20 protein-coding genes are annotated in these 22,064 nt (G+C 49.2%); 12 read left to right on the top strand and 8 right to left on the bottom strand.

Going from position 1 to position 22,064, the window contains the following annotated elements:
* The 6 genes from ACFQ03_RS16310 to ACFQ03_RS16285 all read left to right on the top strand — a co-directional run.
* A partial coding sequence (locus tag ACFQ03_RS16310; RefSeq protein WP_379289428.1) for a hypothetical protein occupies window positions 1–466 on the top strand: 466 nt, incomplete at its 5' end.
* 17 nt (window positions 467–483) lie between these two features.
* Window positions 484–915: a hypothetical protein gene (locus ACFQ03_RS16305; RefSeq protein WP_379289426.1), complete on the top strand. Its 432-nt coding sequence runs from the start codon at window positions 484–486 to the stop codon at window positions 913–915.
* Between the two features lie 275 nt (window positions 916–1,190).
* Window positions 1,191–1,793: a pentapeptide repeat-containing protein gene (locus ACFQ03_RS16300; protein ID WP_144939458.1), complete on the top strand. Its 603-nt coding sequence runs from the start codon at window positions 1,191–1,193 to the stop codon at window positions 1,791–1,793.
* Window positions 1,794–1,920: 127 nt separating this feature from the next.
* Window positions 1,921–2,973: an ABC transporter substrate-binding protein gene (locus ACFQ03_RS16295; protein WP_144939460.1), complete on the top strand. Its 1,053-nt coding sequence runs from the start codon at window positions 1,921–1,923 to the stop codon at window positions 2,971–2,973.
* 81 nt (window positions 2,974–3,054) lie between these two features.
* Complete coding sequence (locus ACFQ03_RS16290) at window positions 3,055–4,005, top strand: ABC transporter permease (RefSeq protein ID WP_379289432.1); 951 nt, start codon at window positions 3,055–3,057, stop codon at window positions 4,003–4,005.
* The gene (locus ACFQ03_RS16285) at window positions 4,005–4,799 is read left to right on the top strand and encodes an ABC transporter ATP-binding protein (protein WP_379289423.1); all 795 of its coding nucleotides are present in this window, start codon (window positions 4,005–4,007) and stop codon (window positions 4,797–4,799) included. Before ACFQ03_RS16290 ends, ACFQ03_RS16285 begins: the two co-directional genes overlap by 1 nt.
* A gap of 340 nt (window positions 4,800–5,139) precedes the next feature.
* Here the strand turns inward: ACFQ03_RS16285 and ACFQ03_RS16280 are convergent, their stop codons facing one another.
* Entirely contained in the window at window positions 5,140–5,628 is a 489-nt protein-coding gene (locus ACFQ03_RS16280) for a GyrI-like domain-containing protein (RefSeq protein ID WP_379289421.1), read from the bottom strand.
* Window positions 5,629–5,944: 316 nt separating this feature from the next.
* Window positions 5,945–8,581 (bottom strand): hypothetical protein, encoded by a 2,637-nt coding sequence (locus ACFQ03_RS16275; protein ID WP_379289419.1) that lies wholly within the window; start codon window positions 8,579–8,581, stop codon window positions 5,945–5,947.
* A 583-nt stretch (window positions 8,582–9,164) separates the two neighbouring features.
* On the opposite strand from ACFQ03_RS16275, the gene ACFQ03_RS16270 reads away from it, so the two are divergent.
* The 6 genes from ACFQ03_RS16270 (at window position 9,165) to ACFQ03_RS16245 (ending at window position 15,507) form a co-directional block, all read left to right on the top strand.
* Window positions 9,165–10,469, top strand: coding sequence for an ABC transporter substrate-binding protein (locus ACFQ03_RS16270; protein WP_144939467.1), 1,305 nt, complete (start codon window positions 9,165–9,167; stop codon window positions 10,467–10,469).
* Between the two features lie 112 nt (window positions 10,470–10,581).
* Window positions 10,582–11,523, top strand: coding sequence for a carbohydrate ABC transporter permease (locus tag ACFQ03_RS16265; protein ID WP_144939469.1), 942 nt, complete (start codon window positions 10,582–10,584; stop codon window positions 11,521–11,523).
* 3 nt (window positions 11,524–11,526) lie between these two features.
* Window positions 11,527–12,438 carry a carbohydrate ABC transporter permease gene (locus ACFQ03_RS16260; RefSeq protein ID WP_144939471.1) on the top strand — a complete coding sequence of 304 codons (912 nt, stop codon included), beginning with the start codon at window positions 11,527–11,529 and terminating at the stop codon, window positions 12,436–12,438.
* Window positions 12,439–12,572: 134 nt separating this feature from the next.
* On the top strand, window positions 12,573–13,766 hold the full coding sequence (locus ACFQ03_RS16255; protein ID WP_144939473.1) for an acyltransferase family protein: 1,194 nt from the start codon (window positions 12,573–12,575) through the stop codon (window positions 13,764–13,766).
* A gap of 83 nt (window positions 13,767–13,849) precedes the next feature.
* Entirely contained in the window at window positions 13,850–14,788 is a 939-nt protein-coding gene (locus ACFQ03_RS16250; protein ID WP_260982156.1) for an AraC family transcriptional regulator, read from the top strand.
* A 251-nt stretch (window positions 14,789–15,039) separates the two neighbouring features.
* Window positions 15,040–15,507: a GNAT family N-acetyltransferase gene (locus ACFQ03_RS16245; protein WP_379289430.1), complete on the top strand. Its 468-nt coding sequence runs from the start codon at window positions 15,040–15,042 to the stop codon at window positions 15,505–15,507.
* Between the two features lie 516 nt (window positions 15,508–16,023).
* Here the strand turns inward: ACFQ03_RS16245 and ACFQ03_RS16240 are convergent.
* The 6 genes from ACFQ03_RS16240 to ACFQ03_RS16215 all read right to left on the bottom strand — a co-directional run bounded on the left by ACFQ03_RS16240 (window position 16,024) and on the right by ACFQ03_RS16215 (window position 21,960).
* Window positions 16,024–16,560 carry a DUF2812 domain-containing protein gene (locus tag ACFQ03_RS16240; RefSeq protein WP_379289415.1) on the bottom strand — a complete coding sequence of 179 codons (537 nt, stop codon included), beginning with the start codon at window positions 16,558–16,560 and terminating at the stop codon, window positions 16,024–16,026.
* Window positions 16,561–16,875 (bottom strand): PadR family transcriptional regulator, encoded by a 315-nt coding sequence (locus ACFQ03_RS16235; RefSeq protein WP_144939481.1) that lies wholly within the window; start codon window positions 16,873–16,875, stop codon window positions 16,561–16,563.
* Between the two features lie 657 nt (window positions 16,876–17,532).
* Window positions 17,533–18,219: an FAD-dependent thymidylate synthase gene (gene thyX, locus ACFQ03_RS16230; RefSeq protein ID WP_379289413.1), complete on the bottom strand. Its 687-nt coding sequence runs from the start codon at window positions 18,217–18,219 to the stop codon at window positions 17,533–17,535.
* A 683-nt stretch (window positions 18,220–18,902) separates the two neighbouring features.
* Window positions 18,903–19,862 carry a DUF4179 domain-containing protein gene (locus tag ACFQ03_RS16225; protein ID WP_379289411.1) on the bottom strand — a complete coding sequence of 320 codons (960 nt, stop codon included), beginning with the start codon at window positions 19,860–19,862 and terminating at the stop codon, window positions 18,903–18,905.
* The gene (locus ACFQ03_RS16220) at window positions 19,849–20,397 is read right to left on the bottom strand and encodes a sigma-70 family RNA polymerase sigma factor (protein WP_379289409.1); all 549 of its coding nucleotides are present in this window, start codon (window positions 20,395–20,397) and stop codon (window positions 19,849–19,851) included. Before ACFQ03_RS16220 ends, ACFQ03_RS16225 begins: the two co-directional genes overlap by 14 nt.
* A 330-nt stretch (window positions 20,398–20,727) precedes the next feature.
* Complete coding sequence (locus ACFQ03_RS16215; protein WP_379289407.1) at window positions 20,728–21,960, bottom strand: aminopeptidase; 1,233 nt, start codon at window positions 21,958–21,960, stop codon at window positions 20,728–20,730.
* Window positions 21,961–22,064 lie beyond the last annotated feature (104 nt).

Here is a 22,064-nt window from a genome sequence, read left to right as displayed (position 1 = left end):
CGGCAGCGGCGGCAAGGGCGGCGACGGCAGCGGCGGCAAAGGCGGCGACGGCAGCGGCGGCAAGGACGGTGACGGCGGGGCGACAAAGGTGGACACGGAGCTGCGACAGTCGATGCTCGACAGCCCATCCAGCGACAAGTGGGGAGTGCTTCCTGACGGGACGAATCAGGGAATCCGGCATTTCGCCGATTATTGGGAGAAATACCCGGAACGGATACCCTCTCTGGCTCAGCGGCTCGGCGTCGATCCTTCGGATTTCGAGCTTAGTGTAAAGGGCTTTGAGAATTTTACGAATCAAGCGGAACGTGTCGCCCAAAGTTCCATGCATAGACATGTGGATGGCAAAGACATTTATTTTATTGAGGGTGCGGAGAAGGCCAAAAAAGGGGTTGTCGTTATCATAAAGGACGGAAAATTGCAGACGATGATGCCGAGTGACCCGAAATCGTTTAATAAGCTTCAATAAAATTAGGGGGGAACGATATGGAGACAGTTTTGATCGAACAGCTATGGGCAGATGGATACGAACGGAGGGCCCGAATTTTTCTGGAAAGCAGAAATCTTGCGGTCTGGTGCCATTTTCTCCAGCATGATGAGTATTTGGAGGCAGGTGAACCGTCGAGCCGTCTATCCCCAGGTGATCGGCTGCAAGCGGAGATTAGCATTCAAATGGTGACGGAATGCTCTGTTCTGGATCGGGTGGAGAAGCTTCAACACCGGCAGCCTATTGATAACTCTCCGCATATTGAGGCTGTGGGAAAGGTGCTTGAAGTCCAGGACGAATATTGTTGTATTTGTGATTTCGGTGCACTTGGAGGGTATGTGCCGGTGGAAACGGAGATGGAGGTTGAACTGAAGGAGGGGGACATTATAAAGGTTCGGGGAAGTCTTGAAATGGAGGTAGAAGACAACTAATTGGCCTCGGCAGCGGGAGGCTGATTGTCACTGGCGCAGCGATACCGTATCTATCGGTTATCGGTTGCGCCTTCACTGTTATATGTGGCAGTTTCATCCCCTAGGGCCCAATACCCGCAGGAACCATGAATGAAAGTGTTATCATTTTGAGCTTATACCTGTATAATAGAATCGGTCTGCCATGTCAAAGGTTGTCGTGAGGGTGAGGGTATAAAAAACATGGAGTGAAGGTCTGCTGTTGTTTATCCTAACGATATGAGACAGGAGGGAACAGCTTGCTTGCCAGCCACCAAACCTATTCAAATGAAAATTTCGACGGAATGGACTTAACGCGACAGGAGTTGAAAGGAAGCCGATTTACTCGCTGCAGCTTCGTCGGGGCAAGGCTTCAGGAGCTGAATACGGAAAGCTGTCAATTTATAGAGTGTAATTTTACATCCGCGCAATTAAATGCATCAACACATTTCCGTTCGGCGTTCATGAACAGTTTGTTCTGGCATACCAATCTCTTTATGGCCCGCTTCGAAGAATGCAAAATGACCGGCTCTGTCTTCGAAGAGGCGCAGGTTACCGGATGGACCCCTCTCGGGGGAGACTGGTCCTATATCCATATGCGCCATCATGTGCTGCCGAAGACAGACTTTAGCGGAGCAAAGCTGAAAGAAGCAGACTTCTACGGTTGCAATCTGGAGATGGCCAAATTTGTCAGGGCCGATTTGACGAGGGTTATTTTTCAGCAGGCCAGGCTTAAAGGAGCGGATCTTCGAGAGGCTGTTGTGGAAGGTATCGATTTTACGGGGGTTAATCTGCGCGGAGTCCGGATGGATATGCTGCAGGCTGTCTTCGTAGCAAGGTCCTATGGGGCATTAATTGATTAGGACATCGAACCAAAAAAGGATGAAAAAACTAATTGTTCAACGATTGACGGGCACCGGAAAGCATAATAAGATAACTGTAATGCTTTTGTGCGTTGAAAGTTTAAACGAATAAGGGGAGGGCATAAAGATGAAACTTAGAAAATTATTTCCATTAATGATTGCAGTGCCGCTTCTGTTCTCTGCATGCGGAGGACAGGGCAATTCAGGGGGAGCATCGCCGAAGCCGGAAGGTGCAGGTGAATCCAAACCGGAACAAACCCAAACGGTTAAAGTCGGAATTGCTCAGCTGGTAGAGCACCCGTCTCTGGATGCGATTCGCGAGGGCTTCCTGGCCGCTCTGAAGGATAATGGGTACGAAGACGGCAAGAACATGGAGCTGGATTATCAGAATGCCCAGAATGAGCCGCCTAACAACTTGTCTATTGCGCAAAAAATGGCTGGCGACAAGAAAGACCTGATTCTGTCCATTGCTACTTCTACCTCGCAGGCCATCGTCCAGCAGGTTAAAGACACTCCGGTGCTGTTCGCGGGAGTTTCCGATCCGCTCGGAGCCAAGCTGATATCCAATATGGACAAGCCTGGCGGCAATGTTAGCGGATCTGCCGATTACAATCCGGAAGCCATTGTCAAGCTGATGGATTTTATCGCCGCGGAGTTTCCCGATGTGAAGACGGTCGGATCGGTCGTTAACGAAGGAGAGCCGAATTCCGTAGTTATGATCGACAAGGCGGAGGAAGCGTTGAAGAAGCATGATATTAAATTGATTCGGAGAGCCGCCACGAACACTTCTGAAGTGAAGCAGGCGGCGGAATCGCTCGTTGGAAATGCGGATGCCATCTTTATCGCACTGGACAACACCGTAGTCAGCGCGGCAGACGCGATCATCCAAGTAGCTAACGACAAGAAGATTCCTTTCTTCTCCAGCGACCGGGATACGGTGGAGAAAGGCGCGATCGCGACCTACGGCTTCAAATACTATGATCATGGCTACCAGGCCGGAGAGATGGCTGTCGAAATTTTGAAGAACGGCGCCAATCCCGGAGATATGAAGGTAACTCTCCCGGATAAGCTCGACCTGATTATTAATGTAGAAGCCGCCAAAAATCAAGGAGTGGAAATTACCGACTCCATGAGAAACAAGGTTCAGGATAAAAACAACATTTTGAATGATTCGAAATAAAGCATGACAGGGAGCGGCTGATCCTATATGGTCCCCGCTCCTTATTCTGTTGGCAGGAGGGTTTACATCGTGATTGAAAGGCTGCTATCGGCTGGTTTGGGCTCTATCGAGCTCGGTTTGCTTTATGCACTGATGGCTCTTGGTGTTTATATTACGTTTAGAATATTGAATTTCCCCGATTTGACGGTGGACGGCAGTTTTACAACAGGGGGCGGCATCGCCGCAATTATGATTACTAGCGGATATTCCCCCCTGCTGGCTACCGTTTGCGCTTTTGCCGGCGGAATGCTGGCCGGAGCGTGCACGGGTCTGCTGAATACCAAAGGGAAAATTAACGGCCTGCTTTCCGGAATATTAATGATGATAGCCTTATACTCCATTAATTTAAGAATAATGGGCAAGCCGAATATTTCTTTGTTGGGTGAGAAGACCGTGTTCAGCAATCTCGGCAACCTCATCCCGTTTCTAAGCCAAACCTGGAATATTATTATCGTGCTGGTCGTCATTGTTCTTATCGTCAAGCTGCTGCTGGATTGGTTTCTTTACACCGATTTCGGATTGGCTTTAAGGGCAACGGGAGATAACTCGCGTATGATCCGCAGCTTCGGGGCCAATACGGATACGACGACGATTGTCGGAGTCAGCTTATCGAACGGATTAGTGGCCTTATCGGGGGCGTTGGTTGCGCAGCAATCCGGATTTGCGGATACGACGATGGGAATAGGGATGATCGTTATCGGGCTCGCTTCCGTCATCATCGGGGAGACGCTGTTTGGCGCCAGAAGGGTAATCATAGCGACTTTGGCGGCGGTTCTTGGCTCGATCGTTTACCGCTTCGTCTATGCGCTCGGTTTGCAAATGAGCTGGTTGAAGGCGTCCGATTTAAAACTGCTGACGGCGCTTATTGTTATCTTGGCATTAACTCTGCCTATGATTAGAAATTCTTTCAAGGCCAAATCGCTGGCACGCAAAAGAATTATGCAGCTGGAGAAGGACGGCGCCGGGCAGACAGTAAGCGGAGGTGGACGATAATGCTGAGAGTGGAACAGGTATCGAAACTGTTTAACCCCGGAACTCCTGATGAGAAGGCGGCGCTTTCCCAAATAAATCTTCACTTGAATCCGGGGGATTTCGTAACGATTATCGGAAGCAACGGCGCGGGAAAGTCTACATTGATGAATATGATCTCGGGAGTACTCCTGCCGGACACGGGCAGGATACAAATTGGCGGCCGGTCGGTCGAAATGCTGCCGGAGCATCGCAGAAGCCGATGGATCGGCAGAGTTTTCCAGGACCCGATGGCGGGAACCGCCCCCCATATGAGCATTCAAGAAAATTTGGCGATGGCTTATGCCAGGAATAAAGGCCGCGGGCTCAGCCTGGGTGTAAATTCCAAGAAGAAGGCCCTGTTCCGGGAGCAGCTTCAGCGGCTGGGGATCGGGCTGGAAAATCGGTTAACCGCCAAAGTCGGTCTGTTGTCCGGGGGAGAAAGGCAGGCGCTCAGCTTGCTTATGTCGACCTTTACCAAGCCGGATATTTTGCTATTGGATGAGCATACGGCCGCATTGGATCCCTCCCGTGCCGAGCTGATTACACGATTGACCAAGGAAATCGTAGAAGAATCCAGGTTAACGACATTGATGGTTACCCATAACATGGAGCAGGCGATTCGACTGGGCAATCGGTTGATTATGATGGATAAGGGAAGAATTATTCTCGATGTACCCGCCGAAGAGAAGAAAAATTTGACGGTGGAAAGATTGCTGCAGGAATTTGAAAGAATACGCGGAGTTAAGCTGGCGGACGATCGGGTGGTTCTCGGGTAAATCATTATTCAAAGAGACCATGTCTCCGTGACCGGCTAGTTTCGGCAGCGGTTAATCCCGCTATTTCGGGGCCGGCCCACAAGGTTATAAGGACGGTCCGGCTCCAAATTATAAGCAAAGAAGCCTCCAATACCGCCAAAGGTGGGGATAGAGGCTTTTTTCCTACCTGATTCCGAATATCTCCGAACAGCTTCAGTTCTTCTCCGCCGGAGCATAGGGACCATAGTCAAGAGTCTCAAAATGTTCCTTCAAAAAACTGGTCGGCCCACCTTATCCCAGCCTTGCTTGTTAATCTGAAGAAGTCCCATTCTTCCTCGCGTAACGGCATTGTAATCTCCTCCTAGGAATTTTTCAGAGCAATATAGATATCTACTTGTGCGTTGGCGGGATCTTGGCATCTGGCGTCGTAATATTCAAAGTCGCCGGTGAAAGAACGCAGTGAATGTGTACGATCCCACTCCCATATTTCCTGCCACAGCCGGGGGACAACCTTCGAGATATCTCCTCTTTCCGTTGTGAATACCGCATATTTCGAAGCGGGTATAGTACACGCGGTCATTCCTTCGGGAACAGGATCGGTAGAGCTCGCTTGGCAGCCTAACAATATGGAGTACATTCCGGATGCTCCGTTCTCGTAGTCTGTATAGACTCCATAAGTGACGCCGGGGTTCAATGAATTAGGGATTCGGTTCATTACCTGTTCTTCATAAAATTGCTGCCATAAGCCCGGAATCAAGGCCTCGTTGGAGGCTTCACGCTGATTGCTGGTGCGCACGGATATTCCGATGAACCGGAGCTCCTCTTTCGATATCATTCTGGGAGTTGCCATAGACGATGTCTCCTTCATATGAAAATAGTTGTTATTCTTCTACCGTATAGTTGTCTATAAGTATCTGCATACTTTCATCGACAAACTGTACGTCCTTGGCAGGACGCCGATAGCCGATTCTTCTTGTAGAATAACAAACAAGTGTTCCTGTGTAAAGTGATTTGTCGGCGGTTTGCAAGGGGATAAGGCGGGGGAAGGTGCGATAAGTTTAGCCGTTATAGACAAAAAGGGACGTCCGCGGCAATTTTCAACAGCGGACATCCCTATGTACGTTTAACTTGAAGTCTATTTCATCAAACCGTGATGGGTACTCTTACTATCGTTTGTTCCCGTTTTGCGATTGGGCCGGACGAACTTGTACCTTGAACTGGGCGGATTCCGATTCATATTTCACGGTAATATGTCCGGTTCCCGGTTTAACGGTACGAATCAGGCCTTCCGGGGTCAGTTCGACCGAACCCGGGCCTTTCTTGACGGTGTAGGACGCTAGTTTCGTCACATCCTCACGGGTTCCGTCAGCATAGACGGCGGTTACATGAAGCTGATATTCCTCGCCGACTATCAATGCGCGCTCCGGAGAGGCGACCTCTATGGATACCAACTCCTTCACTGAATTCTGGACAAGCACGGTTCGAGTCACACTCTTATCCCCGTAAGAAGCCGTGATTTCGGTAGTGCCGGGCCGCAAAGCCTGAATTTGCCCATTCTCAATCGCGACTATTCCATCGGGCGATGCCGTCAGTCGGGCGTGTTCCGTCACATCTGCCGAAGCTCCGAACAGATCGGCAGTCACGCCGAGGGAATGCTTCTCTCCAACGGCAAGCTGTTCGGGGACCGTCAAGGTTAATCCGGTGACCGTTTCGATTTTCGGCAGCTTCTTCAACCGGGTGGCCTGTACGAAATACAAGTTATCCTCCGAGTCCAGTGCAATCATGGGACTGTCGATCCCAAGCCGCTTATGCATCAGAGTATGCGGATCGACAACCGTTAAACGGCCGGCTATATTGGTATATAAAAATCCGTCTTGTCCCCAGCGAATATAAACCGGGCGCCACATACCGTAATTATCAATCTCCGGATAAATGTTCTTATGCTTGACGATTTCCAAAGTGTCAGGATCGAGAGCGAACAGAACTCCGTTAGCCGCTCCCCAGATCAAACCGTCCTCGGGACCGACCGTCAGCCCGCTGATCATCGGTACTCTGTTTAACCCGTCCAGCTTCAGATCGAACTCCGTCAGCTTCTGCTTGCCTTCCACATCCCATACGAACAGCTTGGCCCGGGAAGCGATCGGGTCATCCCCCAGCCCGCCATTAATGGTGGTGGAACCATATATTTTTCCATCCTTATAAGCAAGGCCCGCAATACTCTGATTCTCTACGACATGGCGATAGGATTCAACAACGGGTTGGCCTGCTTGGCGGGAAGCCTCCGGATCATAGATCGTCAGGGAGCCTCCGTGCTGGCCGTACAATGGAATGGTGCCGACGAACAATTTGCCGCCTCCGCTGGTGACGATAAACGGCCGATCCTGTTCATCAGGGATATAGAACACGGATTTCGGTCCTGTGGTGGAGGACAAGGGCTGTGTAGTATCCCATGCGGCTATATCCGCTTTCGGATACAACCCGAAATACATCGTGTCGCCCAATGCTCCCATGCCTTCGGCCTGGCCGAGAGGGAAGTGGACGAACGTATCGGTTGCCGGGTCATACTGTGCCCCGATTGTCCCCATATAGCTGCTGATATAGAGCTTGCCGTCGGGACCGGTTTCCAAGCTCTGCAAATTGTTGGCCTGACCTTCCGCGAGAGTGCGGATAACGCCTTTTTTCCCGCTATCGGGATCAAGCAGAAGCACTTTACCGTCATAAGAAATAGTAACCATGGCCGTATCCGGGAAATCCGGCTGGTTGGCCACCTTCAGCCAAGCGCTGCTGCGAATGGAGTTATCGAACGGAATCGATTTCTTCTCGGTCAGAGTCTCGACATCGATCTCATAGAGGTGGCCGTCTTTCTTGGACGTATAGACCTTCCCGTTATGCTCCGGCGTAACTGCCAGCAGCCCGCGAACATTTGTAATAATCGTATCCTTCCATTCTTCTTTATCCAAATCGTACACCAGCATGGCAAAAGGGCCGTTGAAGAACGCAAACAGGTAGTGGTCGACGACAGTCATTCCGTAGGTCGTCCCCATCGCATTGTATTTGCCGCCATATTCCGGTCGGCTTGCCGGCTCGGGCAGCTGGAGCTGGGTCTTCTCTCCGGTAGCCGGGTTAATCTTCCATACCCGTCCATTGATGCTTCCGGTTCCGGCATAGACGTGGCCTTGGTAATAAGCGATCGAGCGAACATAATCCTCGGGCTTGCCATCATCGCCGGGAGTCGTACCGTCATCAACGCGTCCGCCAAGCAAATCCGTTATTTCCAGCGTATTCGCATCGATCCGGAACACTCTTCCGCCTATCGACTTGGAATAGATTCCTCCATAGACGTTGCCATTCTCATCGGAGGTCAGCGCCCAGATGGACTCGGTGCCTTTGATCGGCACGCCCAGATCAGTAATCGTCCCGGTTGCCGGGGAATACATGAACATCTTGGCAGAAGCTCCGATGAAGACGCGGCCATCCGGAGTGACGACGTGGCTCCAGGAGCTGGAGGTTCCGGGCAGCGGGAAGGAGCGGAGCAGCTGCTGATTGTCGATGTCAATGACGTTGAAAATAGCCGGGGCACCGCCTGAAGCGCTGCCTGACACCGTTGTATAAATGACATTGGCTCCCTCTTCTTTGCCAAATGCCACATCAACAGTCTGCACGGTTTGGATCGGAGAGCCCAGATCGATAGGCTGCAGCTGCTGCTCTGCGGCCTCTGCTCTGGAAGCTCCTCCTGCGAACAAGCTGCCCGCGATCAGGCAGCCGCTGAGCATGGCCAGAATGGTTTTGCGAGGCTTCCACATGAATAATCATCTCCCTTGATATGATCGTTTGAAATCGTATTCATTAAGCGGTTGCAAAATAGAAAACTCATTCTCCTTTCTTCGAAATCCTCCCTAAATTACCATAGTTTATCCGTTTCGTATTTGTCCCCAGCCATTTACTTTCGTATCCAAAGTTGCTGTGCCGCGAGCATCTTCCTTCTTAGCTCTCCCTTCACTTGTTTTAAAGTGCCATTATAGTTCTCAACGGAAGGCAGGAATTCCCAATGCTCGGGCTGCCCGGATGAAGCAGGACAGGGAAAGGAGCTTGAGCAAGGGGCCGATTGGAAGCGGCGCTTTAAATGGCCGGTTTTCCGCAATTCTTAACGGATAGGCCTATGAATTCGGACAAAAGTCCACGGGCGGCGGGGGAAGATCAGACCAGCAAGAAGTGCGGGAGAAGCCTTCTTAGGAACGGTGCAATAGGAGAAAAATAAACCAAAAATAAACTAAATTTGGACAATTATTCAAGTTTAATGGATTATTTTTCAAACAACCTGACATTGTATGCGTTATCATAAATTAGCATCTTCGGTTAATCACTAAACTAAAAGGAGGTCATCCCATGCGTAAAATTGCCATGCTGTTAAGCGCTGCGGTTATTGTTTCGGCAGCAGCGTGTTCGTCGGGAGGCGTCAAAGAGCCGGGTGAGGGAGGAGAGGGCGATGCCGGAACGGGCGGTAAGGACAAGAAGGTGGAACTCAGCTTCTGGTACGGCTGGACTGGCCCTGAGGGCGAAGCACTTGAACAATTGATCAAAGAATTCAACGAGACTCATGACCATATTCAAGTGAAAGGGCTAAGCCAGAGCGATTATCAGAAGCAGTTGACCGCCATTACCGGAGGCAACCCGCCTGATATCGCTTCCCAATTCGGGCAGAATGTGACGTCCTGGGGAGTCAAGGGGGCGATGCAGCCGCTGGATGAATATATCAAGCGGGATCAGGTTGATTTGAATGACTTTGTGCCGTCCGCGCTTTCCACTGCGCAGTATGAAGGTGTAACTTACGCATTGCCTATCGCCATGCATGTGTCGATGCTGTTCTACAATAAAGACTTGCTGAAGGAGGCCGGCCTGGAAGGTCCTCCCGAGACGATCAGCGATCTGAAATTATATATCGACAAGCTGAGTGTCGTTAAAGAGGATGGCCGCTTGGAGCGGCTCGGCTTATGGCCGGGAACGGACGCCTATACGTTCACTCAAGTATTCGGAGGCAAATTCTGGGACCCGGACAAGAAAGAAGTCACCCCCGAGGATCCGGGCTTCAAGCAGGCGGTTCAGCTTTCCAAAGAGCTGTGGGATAAATTCGGAAGCGAAAATCTGGACCGGTTCTCTGCTTCACTGGGCAAATACCAATCGGCCCAAAATCCGTTGTTCGCCGGCAAGTATGCGATGGCCATTGACGGAGAGTGGCTTCCGACCTTCATCAAGCAGTTTGCTCCGAATCTGAACTATGGTATTGCCCCGATTCCTTATGATGAATCCAAGCCGGAGCGGAAGAATGCAGGCAACATTAACACTAGCGTGTTTTATATTCCCAAGGGAGCCAAGCATCCCGAAGAATCATGGCAGTTCTTGAAATGGCTGACGGAGAAGGAGCAGATGGTCAAATTTACGGCGGCCATCGGCAATTTGCCGACCCGGGTCTCGGCGCTGGATGATCCGGCCTATAACGATGTGCCCGGCTTCAAGGAATTTACCGAGTACGCCAAAAGTCCGAATATGGGCTCCTTCCCGTCCCTTCCGTTCATGAATGAATACATGGACGAAATATCCAAGAGATTTAACGATATTCTTAGAGGAAAGGTTGAGCTCGACGAAGGGCTGAAGCAGATCAAGGAGAAGATCCAGCCGCTGGTTCAGCCCTAGGCTGCGATTGATCAGGTTGGCACGGTCGATACATGCAAAATAACGCTGCGCCGCGAAGGGGACTGTACGCGGTACAGAAGCGGGGAAAGAATGAGAAGAAAGGAGACCGATCATGAGAAGCATATCACCGGGCACGGCCAGCGGAGCGAGGCGGAGTACCCGCAAGGAGAGGCGTATGTTCTGGACCGGATTGGCTTTCGCTCTGCCGTGGATCATCGGCTTCCTTGCCTTTACCGTCTATCCGTTCTTCGGATCATTGTACTTCAGCTTTACGAGCTATGACCTGTTCAATCCTCCGCAGTGGATAGGTCTGGACAATTATAAGGAAATATTGCAGGATTCCAGCTTCTATAAATCCTTGCAGAACACCTTCTATATGGCGTTCATCGCCATGCCGATAGGGCTGATCAGCAGTCTGCTTATCGCCCAACTGCTCAATGTGAAGGTGCGCGGGATCGCTTTATACCGGACGGTGTATTACTTGCCGGCAGTGATTCCTGTAGTTGCCAATGCCATTCTGTGGACCTGGCTGCTTAACCCCGACTACGGAATCATCAATTCCGTTCTGCGGGCCCTGGGTTTGCCTGATCCGGCCTGGCTCTTGGATCCTGCCTTCACCAAGCCCTCGCTTATTCTGATGGGACTGTGGGGCTCCGGCGCAGGATCGCTTATTTTCCTGGCCGCTCTGCAGGGGATTCCCCAGCAGTTTTACGAAGCGGCTTCGATCGACGGCGCCAACATGTGGCATCGATTTCGACACATTACGCTGCCGGGGCTCTCTCCCATCATCTTGTTCCAGCTCATTATGGGATTGATCGGCGCATTCCAAATCTTTACCGAATCGTTCATTCTGACCGGGGGCAACACGGGGAGCCTGGGTGGCCCCGATCAATCCTTACTGTTCTATTCGGTGTATTTGTACCAGACGGCGTTTATGTATTTGAAGATGGGGTACGCCTCCGCGCTGGCCTGGATTCTGTTCGTCATCGTCGTTCTGATTACGATGGTGCTGCTCAAAACATCCGCCCGTTGGGTGTATTACGGAGGGGAATAGATTATGGACGCACGATCTTCCGGAGCAGGAGCCGGCCGCTCCGCTCCTCCTGAATTAAGCAGATCTCCGCAGACCGGTTCCTCCCGGAAGGCCGGGCTGCTGCGCAGTCCCGTCATACCGCATGTTCTGCTTGCCTTGCTTGGAGCCGTCTTTCTGTTTCCTTTCCTTTGGCTATTCCTGACATCGCTGAAAACCCCGGAGGAAATTTTCAAAATCCCGCCTTCCTTCTTCCCGCAGGAATGGCATTGGAGCAATTATATAGGGGCTATTGAAGCGATCCCTTTCTTTCGCTACATGGGGAATACTCTGCTGCTGTGCGCCATCAATATCGTGGGCCAATTATTCTCGGCTCCGCTTGTGGCCTATTCGATCTCGAAAATTCCATGGAAGGGCCGGGGCATCATTTTCTCGCTGGTCGTTGCCACAATGATTCTGCCGGCTCAGGTCCAATTGATTCCGGTATACATCATCTTTGCGAAGCTGGGGTGGATCAATACGTTCCTGCCGCTGACGATCGGCAGCTTCTTCGGAGCCCCGTTCTACATTTTTCTGCTGCGGCAGTTCATGATGGGAATTCCCCGCGAGCTATCCGAAGCGGCGAAGATGGATGGTGCCTCGGAGCTGCGCATCTACATCCAGATTATTATGCCGATGCTTAAGCCTCCGCTGATGACGATCGTGCTGTTTACATTCGTGGGCACCTACACCGATTTCATGGGGCCGCTCATCTATTTGAACGATAATGCCAAATGGACCATTACAGTGGGTCTGCAGGGATTCCTTCAGGATCACGGGGCTCAATGGGAGCTGCTTATGGCGGCATCCGCCATTTTCACCGTGCCCATGGTGCTCTTGTACTTCTTCGGCCAGAAATATTTCATGAAAGCCGGTTCGGCGCTGACCGGTTTCAAGTAACCAACCAGACCCGTTCCGTGACCCCATGCGGATGACCTCGGCATCGCATTCGGGCGGAAGCAGGGACGCATACAGACTATTCGAACAAACCCCGGGGTGACCGGGGTTTGTTCGGCATAAGGGAGGACCGGCATGTGAAAGGGAATAAAGTAACTTATCTTGATGGAGTTCGCGGAGCTGCCGCTCTGGCCGTCGTTATCGCCCATTATTTGCAGGTGTTCGTCCCGGCCGTGTTCGAGAACCGGCCCGAGCTTTCCCACTTCGCATGGGACCGGATCGTGCCCAAGACCCCTCTCAATGTGCTGTTTAACGGTAACTTCGCGGTTTGTCTGTTTTTCGTTCTGAGCGGATATGTGCTCAGCTATAAATTTTTTCGCATGAAGGATAGACGAATAGTAATGGCCGGTTTCGTTAAGCGGTACTTCCGGTTGGCCGTGCCCGCCTTCGTTTCGGTTCTGTTGGCCTATCTGGTCATGGTGAACGGCTGGGGATATTACGACAAAGTTCGCAATCTGACGATGGCCACAATGCCGGATCCGTATATGGTAATACCGGGTATTCCCGAGCTGCTTAAGCAGGGCCTGTATCATACGTTCTTTACCTACGGCATGGCGTATAATCCTGTGCTGTGGACGATGACTTATGAGCTGTTCGGTTCCTTCATCATCTTCGGGATGCTGCTTATCGCAGGAACCTTCCGCTTCCGCTACCTGCTCTATATCGCAGGAATCCTGTGGTTTCACGATTCCTACTATTTAGGCTTCTGGCTCGGATTGCTGCTTAGCGACCTGGCGAACTCCCGGAGCGGAAGCCGGATTCGTATCCATTCCAAGGTCCTATTGGCGTGCCTGACCGCAGCCGGCATTTATTTAGGATCATATCCTTATGTCGATCCCGCCGGAACGGTCTACGGCTGGCTTCCTATCGGCGGCGGATTATTGACTAATGCGATTGCATATCGTACCATCGGCGCCTTCCTCCTATTGGCCGTCATGCTGAGCAGCCGGTTGGGACAGAAGATGTTCGCCAGCAGGCCGCTGGAATATTTGGGGCGCGTATCCTTCTCGTTATATTTGGTTCATTTTGCGGTGTTGTGCAGCTTTTCCAGCCTGCTGTTCCTGCACTTATCGGACCGGCTGGCTTACGGGTGGAATGTTCTACTTACCACTGCAGTCTCCATGCCGCTCATTTTTATTCTTGCCCATCTGATGTACATCGGCGTAGACGGTCCTATCGTCCGGCTGCTGTCCCGAATAAATTTTCGTCCGAGCCGTCCGCAAGTTTCCGGGGCCCGGCAAGCTGGTTCGAAGTCATTTCGCCAGTCCTAGGATATTTGGCTCTTCCGCAGGCCTGCCGCTTGTGCCAGCCTTGTAGTTGTTCCCCTACAAAAATCATCGAGTGGGTGATGAACTTGAACTATGTATGGGCTAATAAGAAGCATGACGAACTATCGAAGCAGGGAGTGATCTTCTTTCATTCCAAGATCGAGTTTCTGGAGAACCATCCGTGCAAGCTGTATAAAATCGATGAAAAATTCGGCAACATTTACGACCATACCCACGATTATTTTCAGATTTGGTATGTGCTGAAGGGTGAATTTCTCCATTCCGTCAATCGTAAAAAGTACAAAATGGTTCAAGGCAACTTATTTGTCATCCCTCCTTTCGCGGTTCACCGGGTAGAGATCGTTCCCGGGAAGCAGATGCAGATCATCGGATGCGAATTTCTTCCTCACTTTATTAACGATCGGTTCGGACAGTTTCCTTTTTCCAAAGATTTTTTTGACTTTGCGTACTTGGAGCATTTTCTGGTCGATGAGAACGAAATCATTCCGAAGGTGGCTTTAACCGGGAGCAACGATCTGGAAGTGAAAAAGCTGCTGGAGGAAATGTACGAGGAGTATACTACGCAGAAGCCTTATTTTGAGCTGCTGCTCAAAGGGAATTTGCTCAAGCTTCTCTCGCTTATTATAAGGGAATATACGAAGGAATCGATGCCGGGCATGGACGTCAAGCTGCATAAATACCGCCATGTCATCGCCAAAGCCGTGGAATATATTCATAATCACTACCAGGAGGAAATCCGGCTGGAGCAAATTTGCAAGCTGGCGATGCTTTCCAAGACGTATTTCTGTTATCTGTTTAAATATTTCACGGGCAAAACGTTTAACGAATACTTAATTGATCTTCGTGTACGCAAATCAACCGAGCTTCTTTTGCTATCCGACCTGTCCATTACCGATGTCTGCTTCTGGGTCGGATTTAACGATCCGACGTATTTCTCCCGGATTTTCAAGAAGCATACGGGAGTGTCGCCTTCCTATTATAAAAAGAATGCTATGAAGGAGTAGCTTTAGCAAGCTCTTACGATGTAGTGTAAACCGGGTGGGGCTTTGAATCAGACGGTCATAGCCGGTTCTTATTTCAAGAATAGAGGCAGCGTTATTTTGCGGGAAATGTGCTCCCTTTATTGGCAAAGAAGATGATCGGGCTCTCGGTACAAGTCATGATACATAGATAGTTGAACAATGAGATTCCTCTTTCTGGCATGCCCCGCTTCTGGTATAGTCATTGTTGAGGAGATGACAAGACTATGAACGAAATCATTATCCGCCCTCTTGGCAGCGGTGAAGAGCCGCCTATGGAATTGCTGCTGCTGGCCGACCCGTCGCGGGATATCGTGGAAGGATACCTTGGAAGAGGGAAGTGCTATGTGGCCGAGGAGGATGGTGCGGTCATCGGGGTTTATGTGCTGATCCCCACCCGGCCGGAAACGGTGGAGCTGGTTAATGTCGCGGTGGAGGAGAGCAGGCATGGGCGTGGGATAGGCAAGCAATTGGTGCTTCATGCCGTCCGAACCGCAAGAGAGGAAGGAGCACGGACCATCGAGGTAGGGACCGGCAATTCAAGTGTGGCTCAATTGGCGCTCTATCAGAAATGCGGCTTCCGGATTACAGGAGTAGACCGGGATTTTTTCATCCGGCATTACCCGATGGAGATAGTGGAGAACGGCATTCCGTGCCGGGATATGATTCGCTTGTCCCAAGACTTGCATAATAATGCGGAATAAGTTGAATGAGCGGGTCGATATGTCTGCAGTAAGCAGTGGGCCGCTGTTTTGACAGATAGCCGGAGGCTGTCGATTCATAGTGGGAAAGGCGTTCAACAGGATGTTGACTAGTGAAAAGTCCAAGAGCGAAAACGTAACGGATCTGGGAGACCCGATTTCGTCAAAATAGGTGGTTTTTTTAGACTAACGGAAACAGTTGCGCTTATTGCTTAGAATTCTCCTACTTGTGCGGGCATTTCTTGGGAATAAGGTCATCTGGTTCCGTTAAAATGACCGAAAGGCCCTTTTGGAGCGATTAAGGTCTCTGGGGTCCGTTAAAACCAAACCGTGCAGGATTTTCGCATGATCTTTGGTAGTATTCCATTAATCGACAGTCTCAGCCGCTCGGTTATCCTCGTTCACCGGCACAAGTCAAAAGCAGACCGTCCCTGCGGGAAACAGTCTGCTTTTTTTGACGGGCACCCTGCTGCATCAAAGCTCTGGCCTGACGAAAAGCAGATCAGGGGGGCACTTATTTCACTTGTTAACGTATTTATTTTTTATTGAATGATACATCGTCGCTAAAAAAGTCATTATCATTGGTACTGCGATGACAACCGATATGAAAAACACTACACGAAATACATTGCTAAGCGTACCGGATGCAATCTCTTGTATAATGTAACTTCCCACCATAGCACACGAGGAAATGGCTGCAGCCGGACCGACCGATTTTTGAAGACGCTCGATCTTTCCAACCTTCGATTCCTTATCCGTATAAATCGGTTTCGTGCCCGGTAAAGCTTTAAATAAATGCATGTCATAATGGGAAAATATATGCGTCCACCCGGCTGTCTCGAATAACTCGATATATTCGTCTAACTCTTCTTCTTCCAATTCCCTTATATCGATGCTAAATATGACGTCCTCCGGGTTCCCTTTTTCAAATTCGTATCCCATCTTTTTAAATCTCTTCACAATCCATCCATTTGCTGCTTCTTTGCGCAGCATTTCAAGGTCCTTCTTTTCTGAAAACGCAATTCCGTTCGATATAACATGTTTTGTTTCCCTCATTTACTTATCCTCCTTTAATTCTTGTTCCGCAAATTCCACCATCTTCTTACGTCTTTCAATATCCTGCATTAATACGTTTCTTCCTTTGCTTGTCAGTACATATATCTTCCTTCGTGAATCTGAATCGTCATAAAGCTCAATATAGGACTCCTTCATTAATTTCTTTATAATCGTATATAACGAAGCAGGACCAACCACAACTTGACCTTCTGTAATTTCCTCAATTAAGTTCATTACCGCATAACCATGCCTAGGCTGGATAAACCCGGCCATGATATAAAAAACCGAATCCGTTAATTGATCTAATGACTTCATGTAATTCCCTCACTTTATATCATTAAGTGATATATCCTAAAAACAATATATCACTTAATGATATAAAAAACAAGAAAAAAATGAACAAAGCAAAAGTTTGTTCATTTTTTTAGGCTCAAAACCATAATCAGTGCTTGAAAGAAATCCGTGGCTCCATAATAACTATACGGGCAAAGGATTGGGTTGAACATATTGGTTTTGATGCTGGGCCATCCGATCAGGCACTGCTCTTTATGAAGCAGGATGTGTCGGGGTAACATTTCACTCCAACGTGTGCGGCGGAGTATGGGGTAAACAAAATGCATTTTGTTACGAAATCTGGAAACGTTATTCGGGCAAAACGGCTCTTTTCCATTTTCTTACGAAACTCCATATCGCTATTGACCAAAAAAGAAGGCTATGGAGCAGGTTTTCGCCCAAATAACGATTGTAAGTTTCGTTATATTTGAAACGGCATCATTTTTAAATCAATAACGTTACCCAGATTCGTTAGCGAGATTGAAACCGGACGGGAGCCGGGCAGATGACCAGTTAGTTATTCCGCAGGTAGAAAATCAAGCACTGATTTTGAGCCCTTTTTTATAGTTTCATTGTTCCATTTATCAAGGGAAGGACGATTAACAATGGCGATCAGCTCTATCTTCTTTTGCAACTTGGCTACGATTTAAGCAGCTCTTCCAGAGAGACAGGGAACAACGGCTTGACCAGTTCGTATACCGCTTTGGCATATTCCTGAATTTCATATTGCGAGTCGTGGGCCAGCCGCTGGTTTAGAAAATGACTGACTGATTGCAGCGAAGCCGTCCAGTAATAAGCCGTATACATGCCGTATGCCGAAGGAATGAGCAGACGCGCTTGTTCGGCAGCGATCCCGCTCTCCAGCGCCCATTCGTAATCCTTGATTCCTTGCTCAATCTGGCGAAGCAGCCGTTCCGTCGCTTCTCTGCCGATGGATTCGTCTACCGGTTCTCCGCTCCCCTGCTTGGAATGCTCCGGCTTGCTTCTCCACTCGAGCGGCTGGGGGATATAGTTCTCTACATCAATCGTTATGTAACGCCGGGAGGCTTCGTTCCATGCGTCCATCGTATGGTCGCTCCCAACGACATATTTCCAGTGCTGTCTAGCTACCATCAGCGGAGCATAAAATTCCAGTTGAACGGTCGCATGGCGGAAAGGCGACATATGCCCCTCGCGTGCCAGAAACTTAATCAGCTTGACATCTTTATCGGTTAGTTGTTTAGACTCCTTGGCATAGGAGACTCTGGCGCTGTTCACGACAGCCAGATCCCCGCCCATATGATCGACCAGGCGGACATACCCGCGGTCCAGTACATTGATTTTCATATATAGCACTCCTCTATATAAACTGATCGACTACCGGCATCAGGCAATGCGTTCTTGGCAGAACTACTTGGGCTCTACGTCAACTGGCCTGCCGGTACCCGTAGCGGTTTTCTCCGTCTGAGGTTGGGAGGGGAACTTAATCGCCGCAGTTAACTGGAAACGAAGTAGAAATGTTTGACGGGATAACGCTCTTATCCACTAGCCTCACCAACTATAACAGGGGTATCCTTGGAAGCATTATAGCATATAATTTTCGGCAACGTTACGGGCTTGGAAAGTCTTATTTGGAAAAACAAGAAATCTAGGAAATACGCATCTTTGTTCGTTAGAATAAAAAGCTATTATTGAGTCCTTTGGAGAAGTTACTGTTCTACCAAACCGTTAATGTCTGATGAAAAATAAAACTTTTTATAAGTTTTCGTCTCAATCTTCGCAGAGCGAAATTGGTTATAAACTCTTGATAAATAAAGCATGGATTGCATGGATTGCAGGTTTGCCCAGTTATCTCAAGGCTTATCTGCCTATTTCAAGCTGCGAAGTTTGAGTATATAAAAAGCAATTTGATAACAATATGTTTCAAACTTCCTGGCCAAGAAAATCACCGGATTTATATTGCTTCCTCACTTCAAAAAAAGCCCCCTGAATCTTTAACACCATTCTGACACACTAAGACGATGACATTATTAATTCACCGGTATCTGCACTGTTTCACCCGTTTTCTTTAGGATAAGTTGCAAGGAATGAAGATTTTCCGGGAGGGCATCAAACTTCATTGAAAATGCTCCGGTCGTATACTGCCATGCGCTGCTGAATATGGGTACCGAATCTCCATTGGCGATCAGATCTATTCCGTTCAGTACTGCTTGTTTCAGTTGGTCATTTTCCACTGCAAGAGTACCTTCAATTAAGGTCATCGTCGGAGTTGCGGTGATCGTGCCGATGGTTATCTTTTGATCATTAACGGTAACATTTACGGATTGTTTAATCTTAGTAGGCATGGCTTCATCCGGCCGGTAAGGGAACGTAACTTGTCCCACCTGTCTTTGATCACTTTCCGGCAGCTTATACCAATACGTAAGCGTTAATTTCTTTGCAAGCGGGCTGACCGGATCAAAAGCCAAGTATCCTTTGGTCTCGGTAACCCCTCCGGTTGGCCCCGATGTTGCTCCGCCTTTTATATTGGAGGAATCCGTTTGAAAACCTTTAATTCCAATAGGATCAAAACCATCGTAACTCCGAAGTCCATCCGGGTTGCTCAAGGTATAGTACAAGATAAACTGATTTTCATCCGACATAAGGCCGTTGATGGTAAGCATTGTACCGTCCTCGAGTTGGAACCGCTCGTTAAGAGCTTGCCCCTTCTCCTGCTTGTCAAGTTCGCTAAGCGTGTCGTATACGGCTTTGTCAAAGCCGAGTAGCATCCTGCCATAATAGGCTAACGCATGATATTGGTTGCCCGCGAACAGCATAATCGCAAGGACTGCTGCCGCGATTGTCCAACTTCTTTTTGCCTTCCATTTCGCTTTTCTTCTGGAAACTGCGGTGTTTAACGCCTTTCTTAATCTTGCTTCCAACTCTTCAGGGGCGGAAAGTTCATTTAACCGCACTTTCTCTTCCAACAACCGATCTTCAATATTGCTCATCTGTATTCCTCCCGTATAAAGCTTTCAGTTTCTGAAGGCCTTGATAAATTCTTGATTTGACCGTTCCCGTTGAAACGCGGGTCATCGCAGCAATCGAACCATAGTCCAGATCATGATAATATTTGAGTTGAATAGCTTCACGCTGGTCTGCGTTCAGATGGGTCAGTAGTGCTTGCAGATCCATCTGCTCTTCCACTTGGTGGTAATCGGATATTCCGGTAGAGTTGATGTGCCCCTTTTTCACATCTAGCTGATCTCCTAATGGGATTACTTTATTGTTTCTTTTCAACGAGCGTTTACATTGATTGACCAGAATGGTCTTGCTCCAGGTGTAAAAGGACTCTTCTTTCTTCAATTGGCCGATCCGCTCATAAAGCCTCACGATCATTTCCTCCAAGGCATCCATGGCATCCGCTTCATTTCTCATGTAGAAATAAGCTAGCCGATAATACGCTTCTTTTTCTGCTAAAATCAATTGAAGTAAAGCTTCCTTGTCCCCCTTTTTGGCTCTCTTAACTACATTAACTACATCCATGTCTTCACCTCTGGTACTAAGAGTCACGAGCAACTAAAAAGGTTCATTCCATCAAAAAAAAATAAAAACCACGATGCCGCGGTTTACTTACTTGATTTTGGGGTCCATTAACGACTCCGAACATTCTGGCTTTTGAGTACACGGAGTGCATCGGGGAATTGCGTTATATTGAAGAATCCTATACAGAAATAATAAATGTGGATACAGAAAAATGATAAGTGCCATACCAGATATAGGGTAGTTTTATCACCTTGAGTTAAATAAAGAGCAGCAGAAGCTTCTTCATGCTCCTGCTGCTCTTGTTGCGAGTAATTAGAGTAATTGTGTGTGCTAAATCGCCCAATTCCCCTTGCGGAAGATGGGTTCGACGGTGCCGTCCGCATGAATGCCGTCAATGTCCATCTCTGCAGAGCCGATCATAAAGTCCACATGCGTAATGCTGGAATTGAGGCCGTTCTCGGCCAACTGCTCCTGGGACATCGTTTTGCCGCCCTCCAGATTGAAGGCATAGGCGCTGCCAATGGCCAGGTGATTAGAAGCGTTCTCGTCAAACAGCGTATTGTAGAACAGAATATTCGATTGTGAGATGGGGGATTGGTGCGGCACGAGCGCCACTTCTCCCAAATAGTGCGAGCCTTCGTCCGTATCGACGAGCTGCTCCAGGATTTGCTGTCCTTCCTCCGCTTCCACCCGAACGATGCGGCCTTCCTCGAAGGTCAGCTTGAAGTTCCGGATAAGGTTGCCTCCGTAGCTGAGAGGCTTGGTGCTCGTCACATAACCGTTGACGCCAGTTTTCTTCGGTGCCGTAAATACTTCTTCCGTAGGCATATTGGCCATGAACCCGACATTCTGCTCGTTCGTGCTGCTGGCCCCGACCCAGAGATGCTTCTTGGGCAGCTCAATCGTCAGGTCCGTTCCAGGCGCTCTATAATGAAGCTTATGGAAATGCTTGCTGTTCAGGATATCGACTTTTTTATGTAATGTAGCGTTATGCTCTTCCCATGCCTTCAGCGGATCGTCCGTATTCAGGCGCACCGATTCAAAAATAGCTTCCCACAGTTGATTAACCGCTTCTTCGGTGCTGACATTCGGGAACACTTTGGAAGCCCAATCCCGGGTGGAGGCCGCCACAACGGTCCAGCTCACCTTATCCGACTGGATATACTGCCGGAAACGTTCGAGTGCCTGCCCCGAAGCCTTCTGAAAGTTGGCGATGCGCTTCGGATCGATTCCCTTGAGCAGATCGGGATTGGGGGAAATGATGGAGATAAAGGCGGCTCTCTTGTCCAGCAATGCATTTCTCTTGACCACTTCCCATTCGGGAAAATGCGTGAATACCTCGTCTGCGGCCTTTTCGTACTTGAGCCGGGACAGCCCTTCATCGGTCCAATCGACCAGAACATTGGCGGCCCCTGCATCGTATGCTTTACTCGCAACCAGCCTGACTAGCTCGGTCATCTCCGTGGAACCGGTCACGAAGACGGTCTGACCCTGCTGCACATTGACTCCCACTTTAACGATCAAATCCGCATACTGCTCTAATTTCTGCTTGAAATCAGTCATGGTAAGCCTCCTTGTAAAAATAATCCTGACCTTTACTATTCTGGACAGTGAAAAGTTCTTGTCGAAAAATTCATGGGAATAAAGGTTAAAGGTGCATACAGGAA

It is taken from the genome of Paenibacillus residui (genome assembly GCF_042677205.1).
In the GTDB taxonomy this organism is placed as follows: Bacteria; Bacillota; Bacilli; order Paenibacillales; family NBRC-103111; genus Paenibacillus_L; species Paenibacillus_L residui.
Note: the sequence above shows the minus strand (reverse complement) of the source record. Positions and strands in the feature narration are given on the sequence as shown.

What these genes read in the sequence shown, in the direction of transcription:
- ACFQ03_RS16305 (WP_379289426.1), top strand. Translation starts at nt 484, where the DNA reads ATGGAGACAGTTTTGATCGAACAGCTATGGGCAGATGGATACGAACGG.
- ACFQ03_RS16240 (WP_379289415.1), bottom strand. Translation starts at nt 16,560, where the DNA reads ATGAGGGAAACAAAACATGTTATATCGAACGGAATTGCGTTTTCAGAA.
- ACFQ03_RS16265 (WP_144939469.1), top strand. Translation starts at nt 10,582, where the DNA reads ATGAGAAGCATATCACCGGGCACGGCCAGCGGAGCGAGGCGGAGTACC.
- ACFQ03_RS16295 (WP_144939460.1), top strand. Translation starts at nt 1,921, where the DNA reads ATGAAACTTAGAAAATTATTTCCATTAATGATTGCAGTGCCGCTTCTG.
- ACFQ03_RS16270 (WP_144939467.1), top strand. Translation starts at nt 9,165, where the DNA reads ATGCGTAAAATTGCCATGCTGTTAAGCGCTGCGGTTATTGTTTCGGCA.
- ACFQ03_RS16225 (WP_379289411.1), bottom strand. Translation starts at nt 19,862, where the DNA reads ATGAGCAATATTGAAGATCGGTTGTTGGAAGAGAAAGTGCGGTTAAAT.
- ACFQ03_RS16220 (WP_379289409.1), bottom strand. Translation starts at nt 20,397, where the DNA reads ATGGATGTAGTTAATGTAGTTAAGAGAGCCAAAAAGGGGGACAAGGAA.
- ACFQ03_RS16235 (WP_144939481.1), bottom strand. Translation starts at nt 16,875, where the DNA reads ATGAAGTCATTAGATCAATTAACGGATTCGGTTTTTTATATCATGGCC.
- ACFQ03_RS16280 (WP_379289421.1), bottom strand. Translation starts at nt 5,628, where the DNA reads ATGGCAACTCCCAGAATGATATCGAAAGAGGAGCTCCGGTTCATCGGA.
- ACFQ03_RS16285 (WP_379289423.1), top strand. Translation starts at nt 4,005, where the DNA reads ATGCTGAGAGTGGAACAGGTATCGAAACTGTTTAACCCCGGAACTCCT.
- ACFQ03_RS16215 (WP_379289407.1), bottom strand. Translation starts at nt 21,960, where the DNA reads ATGACTGATTTCAAGCAGAAATTAGAGCAGTATGCGGATTTGATCGTT.
- thyX (WP_379289413.1), bottom strand. Translation starts at nt 18,219, where the DNA reads ATGAAAATCAATGTACTGGACCGCGGGTATGTCCGCCTGGTCGATCAT.
- ACFQ03_RS16260 (WP_144939471.1), top strand. Translation starts at nt 11,527, where the DNA reads ATGGACGCACGATCTTCCGGAGCAGGAGCCGGCCGCTCCGCTCCTCCT.
- ACFQ03_RS16275 (WP_379289419.1), bottom strand. Translation starts at nt 8,581, where the DNA reads ATGTGGAAGCCTCGCAAAACCATTCTGGCCATGCTCAGCGGCTGCCTG.